Source organism: Pseudomonas sp. AMR01 (assembly GCF_041946035.1).
Taxonomy (GTDB): Bacteria; Pseudomonadota; Gammaproteobacteria; order Pseudomonadales; family Pseudomonadaceae; genus Aquipseudomonas; species Aquipseudomonas antarctica_B.
Window position 1 is genome coordinate 1 of the sequence record NZ_JAUTYR010000065.1, and the last position, 11,766, is coordinate 11,766.

The following is an 11,766-nucleotide window of genomic DNA, read 5'->3' on the forward strand; positions in this document are numbered from 1 at the left end:
TTGTCGTATTGATAGCTGCTGAGAAGTTTTCCCTGGCCGCGCTGGTGTTCTCGGCCGGCTTCGAATGTATGGGTGGTGAGGACGCTGCCGTTCAGTTCAACCGTTTGGAGGTCGCCGCCTTTTTTGTGGTTGAAGGCCAACCGGTTGTTGTCCGGCAGTCGCAGGTTTTTAAGCTGACCGCAGGCGTCGTAGCCGTAGCGCAGGGTGCCCCAGCCCTGGTGTTCGGCGGTGAGGCGGTTTTGGGTGTCGTACTCGTAGGCCAGCGCCCAGTGGCCGTCGTTGACGCCGAGCAGATTGCCTTGGCGGTCGTAGGTGTAGTCGACGCTTTTGCCATCGGGGAGGGTTTTTCGTACGAGGCGCCCGGCGTGGTCTCGCGTGTAGCGGGTAATTAGCTGACTGCCATCGTCGCCGTATTCGGTCTTTTCCTGCAGGTTGCCATTGAGGTCGTAGACGTAGGCGGTGCGCTGGCCGTCAAAGCCAACCTCTTGCTGGATCAGACCGTTGGGATGGTATTGCAACGCATAGGTCTCGCCGACCTCGTTCTCGATCTCGGTTAGCAACAATCGCGCGTTGTCGTAGCGATACTTAACCTGGCTGCCGTCGGCATTGATGCGACGACTGATCAGGTGCAGCCCATCTGCATAGTCGTAGCGGGTAATGCGGCCCAGTTCATCACATTCAGCGGTGATTTTTCCGTAGGGGTTGTAGCTGTATTCCCGCGATACGCCGCCTGGCTGGGTGAGTTTCAGTAAACGTCCTACAGCATCCCAGCGGTATAGCGTGAGCTCCCCGCGCTCGTCTTCGCGAGTCACCTGCCGACCCAGATCGTCGTACCGATAACGCCGTTCACAGCCGTTCGGTAGTTGTTCCTTGATGAGCTGGCCGCGCTCATTCCAGATCAGGCGATAGCAGCTGTGATCCGGGAGAAATACAGCCGTCAGTAACCCGTGTTTGTTGTAGCTGTAATCCGTGACGCTGCCGTCAGGATCAGTCTTGCGCGTGATATCGCCCTGATCATTACGCTCGTACTTCCAGACTGCCTCCCCACGCCGCACAACCCGTACGAAACCGTTGTCATGCTCGTAGGAAGTCGGCTCATCGTCCCCGGGAAATAGCGCCACCAAGCGTCCGGCTTCGTCGTACTGATACGCCGTCACCGTCCCCAGCGGATCCTGCTCAACCGTCAGTCGGCCTTTGTCGTCATAGGATTTGAGGTGCTGCGCGCCATCGGGATCAACACGCTGCACCAACCGCGCACGTTGATCGTGCACGTACACTTCCTGGCTGCCATCAGCGTTATGAACCGTGACACTGCGGTCATCACCCCACGCATAACGCGTATCCATCTGCGAAAAACTGGCCCAGTGCCGAACACACCGTGCCGTCTTTCCAGACCGTTCCCACTCCCAAAAGAAACTCGGCCCACCGGCCAACTGGCGTTCAAGAATGACGTGCTGCTCGTCGTACCGATAAACCTCACTTTCGTCTACGGCATTGGTCGCCGAAGCCAGTCGTCCAGCATCGTCATAGCTGTAGGAAACAACGTTCTGCTCAGTAACCCAAACAAACGGCCCAGGCCCGTCAGCCCGATGAACCTGATAGTCCACCGCAACAATATGGCCATGCTCATAGCGCAAAAGCAGCGAACGACCCACACCGTTATCCAGCCGCTCAACCCGTCCCAACAGGTCCCGAAAAATCCGCAGCCGGTTGTCGTATGCATCACTGATCGCTGTCAGCGAACCATCACGAAAGTGGTAGAACCGCGAGTCTTGAGCCAGCACCAACTCATCAGGCAGCGAACCCAAATAAATCGCAGCTTCAGCGAGACTGTTGGTAATCGCCGGTCGTGCAGCAGTAGGCAACGGAAACTCGGTAATCCGATTCTCGTGATCCGTCCAAACCACTCGATCACCCACCACCGCCAGCCGCTGCGCCAGCGAATGACTCCAGCCAAACCCCAACCCGCAGTCCACTTCCACCGCACTGGTGCGATATAACCGCGTCCACTCAAACGGCAAAATCCCGTCCAAAGTACCGTCGGTCAGTGTTAGCAGTTCCTCGCCGGTGACCATCGACACCGGACAACCGTTGGTAGCGGTTTTATCAGTCGAGGCGGCTGCGTCGCCCGCAGGGTTTTTTCCCGACAAGGGAACATCATCCACATGCTCTTTCTGCTTAAGCACCGCGTTCTGCCGCGCCCGCCAGCGCATCTGCATCGCGCCTTGCTTCAACCCGCCCACCACGCCGCGAACCGCCACTGCCTTGTAGCGATCCACCGCCTGCATGAACTTCGTCAAAATCCCGAGCAGGCTCCTGACAAAGCCCACCGCAGCATCCAGAATCCGCGCACCGTACTTGACCAGCCGCAACCCCAGATAAGCCACACCCGCCGCCGGCAACGCGATGGTCAGCACCGCGCCAATCACCAGATCAATCAGCAACGACACCACAAACCCAGCGGCCATTTCGGCCGTCTGGCTCGGCGGAAGCGCGTCCAGCCAGAGCATCGCCGTGCGCACCATCAGGTACAGCGCTGCCTCATCACTGGCGAGCAGCATGGCCTGTTCCATGACCTTCGGCGTGTCCGTAGCCAATTGCGCCAACTTGGCCGCCTGATCACCCAGTTGCTCGCCGAACTTCAACGGGTCTTCCAGAATCGCCTGCACCAGCTTGAGGCTGTCCCACACTTCCTTGATCGCCGCCCAACTGCCCGCCAGTACACCGCTGCCGACTGCGCTGGCGGTCGACTGTTGCCAATACGGTTTGAATTCTTTCCATTGCTCGCGCAGCCACTGCTCCAGGTCTACCGTCAGCCCGGCGTATGAGGCAAACAGCGCGTCCACTTGTTCCTCTGAAACGCCGCCTTGCACCCGCACTTGGTAGCGCCCGCCGGCCGCGCAGTGGTGCGAACCCTTGCCATGCTCATCGAGCATCACCACCGTGGAACTGCCGTCATCCAGCCCGATCACTTCAACCGGGATATCGCCGATCGGCACGTCATACACCGACTCGAACTTACTTTCGATCTTCAGCTCGCCGCCCCGCTGGCACATCACCACCGTGCCTAAAACGTCCGGATCGGTTGTACTCACGCAGGTCTGTGAGTCGCCCACCCGCAATATCCGCTCCATCCCCAGCAGCGAGGGCAAATTCGCGGCATGGCTGACCGAGTCCAGCGCGCGTGAATACCAGGCGCCCATTTGCTGGCGATACTCCGCCAGGCTCTGATGAAAGCCATTGAGCTCGTGTTCGATAGCGGCGATGTGGGCTGCGTGGGTCATCCGTGACGTCTCGGCAAGGGGAGAGGCGTCGGAGTCTGCCGCAGGCAAAAGCGGCTGGATGAACGGTTGGAAAAATCAGAATGGGACGACGTGGAGTGGGAAGAAAGCGCGAAAAAGTTACCTCAAGGACTACACAAAAAAGCGATCGGACTCATTGCGAGAAAGCCGCGCAAATAAAAATTACTCTCATCCTTGCCCGATTTTCAGAGCTGGCCGTCATGGATAGTAGAACCTCTCATTTGCAGGATTTTCCATGTCGCGCCTCTCTCGTCCCTTGCATCCACTGGCCCTGTCAGTGGCGTTCGCCTTTGCGGGCGTGCCGTTGCTGGCCGTCCAGCCTTCCTTCGCCGAAGAAAGCAGCAGCGCTTTGCGCCGCTTCTCGATCCCGGCCGGGGACTTGAGCCAGGCGCTCAATAGCCTGGCGGAGCAGGCGGGGCTGGTGCTGGCGTTTGATGCGGGTTTGGCGCGGGGCAAGCACAGCAACGGGTTGAGTGGGCAATACGGCACCGACGTGGCGCTGGCTCAACTGCTGGCTGGCAGCGGTTTGCAAGCGGTGAAGATTTCCGACGACCGCTACCGCCTCGAAGCCATCCCGGATAACGGCGGTGCCATGGAGCTGCAGGCCACCACCATCAGCGGCAATTACCGCAGCGAGAGCCCCACCGGACCAGTGGCGGGTTATGTGGCCACGCGCAGCGTGTCGGGCACCAAAACCGACACCGCGCTGATCGAGACGCCGCAGTCGATTTCCATCGTCACCAAAGACCAGATGCGCGCGCAGAACGCAGAAAGCCTTAACCAGATCCTGCGCTACAGCGCCGCTGTGGTCCCGGAAACCCGAGGTGCTACTGCGTCGCGTCTGGACCAGTTGACCATTCGCGGCTTCGCCCCAGCCACCTACCTCGACGGCCTGCGCTTGCCATCGAGCCGCGATGCCTTACCGCAAAAAGATGCGTTCGACCTGGAGCGCGTCGAAGTGCTGCGTGGCCCGGCGTCTGTGTTGTACGGCCAAGGCGCGCCGAGCGGGGTGATCAACATGGTCACCAAGCGCCCGCTGGACACACCGTTTCATGAAGTCGGCGTGGAATACGGCACCTTCAACAAGAAACGCACCACCTTCGACCTGAGCGGCCCGGTCGACGATCAGGGTATCTATTCCTACCGCGTTGCCGGCCTTTTCGACGATGCCGACGGCCAGATTGAACACACCGAGACTCGACGCCAATCGCTGTCCAGCGCATTCACCTGGCGCCCGGACGACGCCACCTCGTTGACGCTGCTCGGGCACTTCCAGAAGGACCCCAAAGGCGCATCCTACGGTTCGGTGCCGGCCTGGGGTTCAGTGTTGCGCAGCCCCACGGGGCGCAAGATCGACGTGGATTTTTACGACGGCGAAAAAAGCTTCGAGAAAAGTGATCGCGAACATTACTCCCTCGGTTACGCCTTCGAGCATCACTTCGACGATGTTTGGACGGTGCGTCAAAACGCCCGTTACCTGCGCGCCGAAGGCGTCTACCGCAGCATTTACAACAGCTACCTGCAATCGGATTACCGCACGTCCAAGCGCTCGACCATCGCCACCGATGTCGACATGGATGCCTACACCCTCGACAACCAGTTGCAAGCCAAATTCGACACGGGCCCGCTGCAGCACACCTTATTGATGGGCCTCGATTACCAAAACACAAGCACCGACACCAAGGCAGGTTATGACAGTGGCCCCAGCCTGGATATCTTTGACCCGGTCTACGGCGCGCCCGTGCTCACGCCAGCCTTCAGCACCGACGCTACCTCGCGCAGCGAACAGACCGGCGTCTACCTGCAAGAGCAAATAAAGTGGGACCAATGGGCGCTGTTGCTCGGCGGTCGTTACGACTGGGCCAGCACCGACAGCACCACCAAAACCCTCAAGACCGGGGCCAAGAGCAAATCGTCGCTGGACAGCAAGGCCTTCACGGGTCGTGTGGGCCTGGTCTATCTGTTCGATAACGGCCTGGCGCCGTATGCCAGCTATGCAGAGTCGTTCAGCCCGCAATCGGGCACCGGTTATGGCGGTACGGTGTTCAAGCCCACCGAAGGCAAGCAGTATGAAATCGGCATCAAATACCAGCCGCCGGGCAGTAACAGCTTTATCACCGCCGCGATTTTCGACCTGCGCCAGAGCAATGTACCGACCATGGACCCGGACCCGACGCACCTGTGTGGCAACGGCCGCTGCAGTGTTCAGGATGGCGAGCAGCAATCCCGTGGTTTTGAGCTGGAAGGCAAGGCCAGCCTGAACGATAACCTCGACATCACGGCGGCCTACGCTTACCTGGATAACCGTTCGAGCAAGTCCAACAGCACCGTGCAATATGCGCCGCTCAGTGACGTCGGTACTGGCCCTGCGATCCCCGTCGAAGGCACCACCACTTACGGCGTACCGCGCCATACCGCTTCAGCGTGGGCGGATTACACCTTCTATGACGGCCGGCTCAAAGGCTTCGGCGTGGGTGCCGGCGCGCGTTATGTGGGCTCGTCCTGGGGCGATACCGCCAACACCTTGAAAGTGCCGGGCTACACCCTGGTCGATGCGGCGGTGCATTACGACATCCCGAACATCGCCAACCCACAGGACAACCTGCGCCTGGCAGTGAACGCCACCAACCTGGCGAACAAGGAATATGTGGCTTCCTGCTATTCCTACTCGTGGTGCTGGTATGGCTCGCAACGCACCGTGCAGGCGAGTGCGACTTACCAGTGGTGATATGAACAAAGGCCTTGGCGATATCGTTCGGACAACACCATCAACGGCGGCGTGGTGGGTAGTTGTGAGGAACAGTAAAAACGCCTGAAAATAAGGCAATTTAATGGCCCCTTTGTAACAAAATCCTCGCCAGAATCACTTTTATTTTCAGGTGGTTAGGTGAGGAAGCAAATGCGCACTGTTGGAATCATGCTGATCGCCTGCTCATTGGCGGGTGGCGCGGCTGCCGTACAGGCACGGGAGCTGCGCGACGGTGACAAGTACATGTGCAGTTGGGGCGCCGGCACCGCCGCCAGGGCTCAGGAACTCAAGCTGTCGGGAGTGTCGCTGTATGCCGCCCGGCAGAAGATCCAGACCATCAAATTCAACAGATCGTGGATGCACATGATGGCCATGGGCATCACCGAGCAGACGTACGACAGCCGTTCGCGGGTTAAGCCGGAAGTCATTCGCCAGAGTTTTTATCAGGACTGCGTGCGCTACAAAGTCGCGCGCAAGTAACTAGCGTGAGGCTGGCACCTCCTGGAAAAACCCCGGCCAGTGCAAATTCTGCGTAATCCCGTCCAACTTTGCCTTGGCGCCGCTGGCCATACTGGCGCCAGGTAAACGAAGAGGCACAGGCCATGACTGAGTACGTATTCACCCCCGCGCACACTCCATCCCTGGCGATTCAGGGCAGCGCCGCGCGTTTCCCCCTGCGGCGCGTGTTCTGCGTGGGCCGCAACTACAGCGAGCACGCCCGCGAGATGGGGCATGACCCGGACCGCGAGCCGCCATTTTTCTTTATGAAACCGGCAGACGCCGTCGTGCCGGCCGAAGGTGTGATTGCCTACCCGCCACTGACCGCCGACCTGCACCATGAAGTGGAGCTGGTGGTGGCCATCGGCAAAGGCGGGGTGGATATAAGCCCTGACGAGGCGCTTTCCCACGTCTGGGGTTATGGCGTCGGCATCGACCTGACCCGCCGCGACCTGCAAGCCCAGGCGAAAAAGCTCTCGCGGCCGTGGGAATGGGCCAAGGCCTTTGATGAATCGGCGCCGACCAATGCCTTGCAGCCGGTGAGTGCCGTCGGGCATCCCGCCAGCGGGAAAATCTGGCTGAAGGTCAACGGTGAGCCGCGCCAAGTGGGTGACTTGGCCGACCAGATCTGGTCCGTCAGCGAAGTGATCAGCCACGCCTCTAAATCCGTGGCGCTCAAGGCTGGCGACCTGATCTTTACCGGCACGCCCGCTGGCGTGGGCGCGTTGCAACCTGGGGATGTGGTGAGCGCCGGTATCGATGGTATCGGCGAGTTGAGTTTCACCCTCAGCGAGGGTTGAGGCTAAAGTGGTGCCCAGGCCATTTGAGAGACCGTTATGCCCGGCACCCGCGTCACCACGTATGGCATGGAACAGCGCAGCGACCGCCCCGACTTCTATATCCGCGACAAGCGCGGGCGGGCGGCGCTGACCGCTCCCCATCGCCATGAATACTTTCAGATCCAGATCAATCTCGGCGGCGATACCGTGCAACATATCGGTGGCGCCGTGCGGCCGTTTCCGCGTAAAGCCCTGGCGTTTATCCTGCCCCATCGCCTGCATGTGATTCCCCATCCAGAGGATGGCGAGTTCATGCTGATCAACTTCAGCCAGGCGTTTTTGCTGCCGCAACTGACTTGCGACTCGCTGGACCTGGAAGACATCCCCATTGGCCAGGCGCCGGAGCTGTCGCCGTTTCGTTTTCAGGAACAGCTGGATTTCATTCTCGACGATGAGGCGTTCGACGAAGTGCAAACCTGGCTGGCCCATATGCGCAGCCTGGATGCCCATCGCACGTTCGGTGCGCGCGAGCGGCTCAAGGGCTACTTGTTTCAACTGATTGGTCTGGTGTGCGAGCGGTACGCCGAGCCGCTGCAGGCGTTTGCCGCCAACAACGCCACCCGACGTGGGCGCAAAGATGCGCTGGCGCGGGTGCAGGGTTATATCCGCGAGCATCTGCACGAGCCCACCCTTAATCTGACTGATGCAGCGGCTGCGGCCTTCTTGTCGCCGAACTACTTGACCCATCTGTTGCGCAAGGAAACCGGAAAGCCTTTTTCCCAACTGGTTCTGGATCGTCGTATGCAATTGGCGCGCACCTTATTGCTCAACAGTGCGCAGATGATCGTCGTGATTGCCCAGCGTTGCGGCTTTACGGATGAAGCCTACTTTTCCCGCTGTTTCCGCAAGACCCATGGCCTGGCGCCGGGGCAGTTTCGTCGTCAGCAACAGGCGAAAACCTTGTAGGCCGAGGCAGTCGGTATGGATGTCGCCTGATCTACCGCTATCGCAGGCAAGCCAGCTCCCACAGGGGATCTCGGATACTTCGCCGAGCTTCTCTACACCGCAACCCCCCGTTTTTACAAATCCACGACATATGCAGTGTTTCAATTTGCATACAATCCCGTCCTTCACTCTGGAGGCTCGTATGCAAACGCTCATTCGCGTGGCGACCGAGGACGATGTCGACTCGCTCTTCGCCATCCGCACCGCTGTGCAGCAAAATCATTTGAGTCGCGAACAACTGGCTGAGATGGGCATCACTTCGGCGGCTTTTTCGGGCTGGGCGCTGGCAGGCCCGGTCGACGGGGAAGACGTGCGTTACCAGAAGATCAAGGCTCATTAACGCCATGAAACTGCCAGAGCCGCCCGCGTCCAACAGCGCTCTCTACTTCGTGGTCGGGGTTGTCTGCGTCGCGATGTTGCTCGGGGTTTATTTCGTGCGGCTCAATGCCCAGGTCGATAGACAGCGCACCGAAGCCATCGAGCAACTGACGCTGTGTCGGCAAGTTGAAAGCATTGCCCGCGCCGCGTTACCGGGTAGCCTTGAGCCCAGTGATGAGTGTAAGGAATTGACTGAACGTTATTCCGAAACAGCTGCGCCCTAATGAACAATACCCTTGTTTTAATAAAGGGAATGCTGCCTCGAAGTGTCATCAGTCGTTATCGAAACTTGCACCAAAAAGTGGCATTTATACCTTTCGAAACCTTAAAAAATGTGTGGCTATTGAATGACTTACGCGGCTTTTAATCCGACGAAAGGATTAAAATATTCTTGTTACAGGTTTTTACAATCGGTACCATAGCCATGCGTTTACCTCCCACGGTTTATGCATTTTTAAATCCCAAGTTTCCATCAGCTACTTGGGATTTTTTTTGCCCGGAATTTGACCTCGGCGTCAAACTTCAATATTGGCAAACTCCGCGCGAGGTCAAGGCCGGCGCCAAGGTTTTGCGTCGGTGAGTTAACTATTCCCGGTGCTTGTCGGGGTCGACACGGCGCCGTAGTAACGCCAGCAGCAATGCCGGTGTTCCGGCAGAATCACGCAGCCGCTGAGGCTGGCAATCAACAGGGCGGCGACAAGCAGGGTTAGACGACGGGGCATGATGATTCCTCTGGGTGGTTGCTGCGTTAATCGTTGAACGCCGCCACGTGCCTGAATCCGTCGCAGTGCTTTCAAACATTTCATCAAGCGTCGCGAGCCCCTGGGCAATACTTCCCCTCAATCATCGCCGAGAAAATATTCATGTTTTCTCGCGACGGGTTTTGCTGCACTCAGCGTTCAACCCATCAGCGGCGGGCATTTTCGCCCGTCATCTGAAGGAGTTGCCATGAACTTACTGGCCAAATTGCGCTACGCCTTGCTTATCCCGCTGGCCCTCACCGCGTTAGTCAGCACGCCAAGCTTTGCCCAGACCGAAGTGATTATTCGCCAGGCGCCGCCGCCGGAGCGTGTCGAAGTGATCCCCGCCGAACGCCCGGGTTACGCCTGGGACCGTGGCCACTGGCGTTGGGAGGGCGGAGCCTACGTCTGGACGCCGGGTCACTGGCAGCTGGTTGAGCGCAACGGACGTTGGGAGCCCGGGCACTGGGAATCTCGTGGCCCGAACTGGTACTGGCGCGAAGGGCACTGGATCCGCTGAAACCTGACACTTAACCTGCGGCCCGGGAATGACCTGATTGAAAGACACTGATCCGGACGTTGAGCTACTGGCGCGTATCGGCAACAACGAACCCGCAGCGGTCAACGAAATGGTGACGCGCAAGCTGCCGCGCCTGCTTGCGCTCGCCGGTCGACTGCTGGGCGACGCCGACGAAGCCAGGGACGTGGCCCAGGAAAGTTTTCTGCGGATCTGGCGCCACGCCGCCAACTGGCGGCCGGGCGAAGCGCGTTTCGACACCTGGCTGCACCGCGTGGCGCTCAACCTGTGCCATGACCGTTTGCGCCGACGCAAGGAACGCCCGCTGGATGAGGACGAGGTGCTTGAGCTGGCGGACAGCGCGCCGTCCCCGGAAGACCAGTTGGAAACCGCCGACCGCAGTGCGAGGATGGCCGCCGCCGTGGCGGCCTTGCCCGAGCGCCAGCGCGAAGCCATTGTGCTGCAGTACTACCAGGAGCTGTCGAACATCGACGCCGCGGCCCTGATGAACATCAGCGTCGAGGCACTGGAGAGCCTGCTGTCGCGGGCCCGACGCCAGTTGCGCAGTCAACTTGCCGACACACCCAGGCTCGCCCGCCAGGGAAGGGGAAAACCATGACACCTGAACGATTTGTGCATTTGGCCTCAGCTTATGGCGCCAGCCTGGATCGCTGGCCCATCGCTGAGCGGGTTGGGGCCCAAGCGTTGCTCGACAGCGGCAACCCCAGCGCCCGTGAGGCGTTACGCGAGGCGAGCTGGCTCGACGGCCAGTTGGACAGTTATCAACTCGCGTTCGCCGACCCGGCACTGGCGCGGCAGATTCGCCAGTCGGCACCGCGACGTCAGTCATTCTGGTCGCGCTATGCCAATTGGTTATCGCCCGCGGGGTTGGTCGGTGTGGGCATTGCCGGCATTGCCGCCGGGGTGTTGGTGGCGTCGTTGAGCGTGCCGTTGCCGATGTTGTCAACCGAAGTGCTGCCCAGCGTCTTCGACCAGGGCGACGCCGATGTCGTCTTTACCGTTAACGCTGAGGAAACCGAGCAATGACCGCACGATCCCTTAAACCTTGGTTGGTTGTTTCGGTGTTGCTCAACGTGTTCTTGATCGGCGGTGTGGGCGGTGGCCTGTATCGCTGGATGGCGGCTGCCAAGCCGGCCGAGGCGGTGGTGAACCAGCACGGGTTGCGCCAGGCGATGGTCAAGTTGCCGGAGGAGCGGCGTAAGGAGTTGCGTGTGTTGTTGCGGCATAACCGCGCTGAGAGCCAGCCGTTGATCATGGCCGGTCGCGAGGCGCGCATGGGGGTGATCAAGCAGCTGGAAGCGCCGACGTTGGATCGCGATGTGTTGGTGAGTGAATTGGCCAAGGCGCGGGAGGCTGACGTGGCGCTCAGGGCGTTGGTGGACGGTACGCTGGCGCAGTTTGCTAGTAACTTGCCGCAGGATGAGCGGCAGAAGCTGGTGGAGGCGCTGTATCAGCGTGGGCAGGTCAGAGCAAAAGAGAAGTTTACTCAGACGGTGGGGAATAAACCTCGGTCTTGAGCTGTTAAGCCTGCATGCCAGGTGCGCTCTTCAGCGTTAGCGCTGTGTTTGAGCCAAGGAGATTCCCTGTGGGAGCTGTCGAGCTTTAGCGAGGCTGCGAAGGCTGCGGCGAAGTCATCGCGTCCTTTGTGGCGGGCACCTGTTTTGGAGGGAGTACATATCCATTGCTGCGGTAACGGCTAGTTATGGTTCCGCTCTTACAGCGGGTCACTTTTGGCAAACGCCCCAAAAGTAACCAAAAGGTCTTCGCCCCACCACTC

12 protein-coding genes are annotated in these 11,766 nt (G+C 59.7%); 10 read left to right on the forward strand and 2 right to left on the reverse strand.

The window, feature by feature from the left end; genetic code table 11:
* A partial coding sequence (locus tag Q7C20_RS26030; protein ID WP_375071095.1) for a DUF6531 domain-containing protein occupies window positions 1–3,284 on the reverse strand: 3,284 nt, incomplete at its 3' end.
* 253 nt (window positions 3,285–3,537) lie between these two features.
* Between Q7C20_RS26030 and Q7C20_RS26035 the strand changes: the two genes are divergently transcribed.
* The 6 genes from Q7C20_RS26035 to Q7C20_RS26060 all read left to right on the forward strand — a co-directional run bounded on the left by Q7C20_RS26035 (window position 3,538) and on the right by Q7C20_RS26060 (window position 8,935).
* Complete coding sequence (locus Q7C20_RS26035) at window positions 3,538–6,030, forward strand: TonB-dependent siderophore receptor (RefSeq protein WP_375071096.1); 2,493 nt, start codon at window positions 3,538–3,540, stop codon at window positions 6,028–6,030.
* A 171-nt stretch (window positions 6,031–6,201) separates the two neighbouring features.
* Window positions 6,202–6,531, forward strand: coding sequence for a hypothetical protein (locus Q7C20_RS26040; protein WP_375071097.1), 330 nt, complete (start codon window positions 6,202–6,204; stop codon window positions 6,529–6,531).
* Between the two features lie 122 nt (window positions 6,532–6,653).
* A complete protein-coding gene (locus Q7C20_RS26045) occupies window positions 6,654–7,349 on the forward strand; it encodes a fumarylacetoacetate hydrolase family protein (protein ID WP_375071098.1) in 696 nt (231 codons plus the stop codon).
* A gap of 36 nt (window positions 7,350–7,385) precedes the next feature.
* Complete coding sequence (locus tag Q7C20_RS26050) at window positions 7,386–8,294, forward strand: helix-turn-helix transcriptional regulator (protein ID WP_375071099.1); 909 nt, start codon at window positions 7,386–7,388, stop codon at window positions 8,292–8,294.
* A 181-nt stretch (window positions 8,295–8,475) separates the two neighbouring features.
* Window positions 8,476–8,673: a hypothetical protein gene (locus Q7C20_RS26055; protein WP_375071100.1), complete on the forward strand. Its 198-nt coding sequence runs from the start codon at window positions 8,476–8,478 to the stop codon at window positions 8,671–8,673.
* 4 nt (window positions 8,674–8,677) lie between these two features.
* Window positions 8,678–8,935 (forward strand): hypothetical protein, encoded by a 258-nt coding sequence (locus Q7C20_RS26060; protein ID WP_375071101.1) that lies wholly within the window; start codon window positions 8,678–8,680, stop codon window positions 8,933–8,935.
* Window positions 8,936–9,292: 357 nt separating this feature from the next.
* On the opposite strand, the gene Q7C20_RS26065 is transcribed toward Q7C20_RS26060, so the two are convergent.
* A complete protein-coding gene (locus Q7C20_RS26065; RefSeq protein WP_348062440.1) occupies window positions 9,293–9,433 on the reverse strand; it encodes a hypothetical protein in 141 nt (46 codons plus the stop codon).
* Window positions 9,434–9,659: 226 nt separating this feature from the next.
* Here Q7C20_RS26065 and Q7C20_RS26070 point away from each other — a divergent pair, with 226 nt between their 5' ends.
* The 4 genes from Q7C20_RS26070 to Q7C20_RS26085 are packed head-to-tail and all read left to right on the forward strand — an operon-like array spanning window position 9,660 to window position 11,506.
* The gene (locus tag Q7C20_RS26070) at window positions 9,660–9,971 is read left to right on the forward strand and encodes a YXWGXW repeat-containing protein (protein ID WP_375071102.1); all 312 of its coding nucleotides are present in this window, start codon (window positions 9,660–9,662) and stop codon (window positions 9,969–9,971) included.
* A 37-nt stretch (window positions 9,972–10,008) separates the two neighbouring features.
* The gene (locus Q7C20_RS26075) at window positions 10,009–10,587 is read left to right on the forward strand and encodes an RNA polymerase sigma factor (RefSeq protein ID WP_375071103.1); all 579 of its coding nucleotides are present in this window, start codon (window positions 10,009–10,011) and stop codon (window positions 10,585–10,587) included.
* Window positions 10,584–11,015, forward strand: coding sequence for a hypothetical protein (locus Q7C20_RS26080; protein WP_375071104.1), 432 nt, complete (start codon window positions 10,584–10,586; stop codon window positions 11,013–11,015). Before Q7C20_RS26075 ends, Q7C20_RS26080 begins: the two co-directional genes overlap by 4 nt.
* Window positions 11,012–11,506 (forward strand): periplasmic heavy metal sensor, encoded by a 495-nt coding sequence (locus Q7C20_RS26085; RefSeq protein ID WP_375071105.1) that lies wholly within the window; start codon window positions 11,012–11,014, stop codon window positions 11,504–11,506. The genes Q7C20_RS26080 and Q7C20_RS26085 overlap by 4 nt, the downstream gene beginning before the upstream one ends.
* Window positions 11,507–11,766: the final 260 nt, after the last annotated feature.